The sequence below is a fragment of the Aeromonas sp. L_1B5_3 genome (genome assembly GCF_963866575.1).
GTDB lineage: Bacteria > Pseudomonadota > Gammaproteobacteria > Enterobacterales > Aeromonadaceae > Aeromonas > Aeromonas jandaei.
Window position 1 is genome coordinate 1 of the sequence record NZ_CAWMDN010000085.1, and the last position, 326, is coordinate 326.

General features: G+C 54.0%; 1 protein-coding gene. It reads right to left on the reverse strand.

What is annotated here, in order from left to right; genetic code table 11:
* On the reverse strand, nucleotides 1-159 hold a 159-nt coding region (locus AACR93_RS05465; RefSeq protein WP_331428986.1), incomplete at its 3' end, for a DUF3283 family protein.
* Between the last annotated feature and the right edge of the window lie 167 nt (nucleotides 160-326).

A 326-nucleotide genomic window follows, 5' to 3' on the forward strand; every position in this document is an offset into this window, starting at 1 on the left:
CTGGCTTGCTTCGCTTTCTACGCTGGCCAAGTAACCGTTGCGCTCCTTCCATACCGCATACGCGGCGGCCTTCTCGACCTCGACCCGTTCTTGCTGCTCTTTCGGTAGGGCACACAGATTGTGACTCATACTGACTTCTTTGTTATCTATTGGCGCCATGGTACGCCATCTGTGGCATGCGGGACTTGCGCTGGTTCAAAGGTGGTGCGCTATAATGGCTGTATATAAATACAGGTGTTGTTGCCATGAAGCTGTTAACCCCAGACCTATCACCCGCCGAAGTGACCATCCCGCTGTTCTTGCATCGCGCCTCTTGTGGCTTTCCC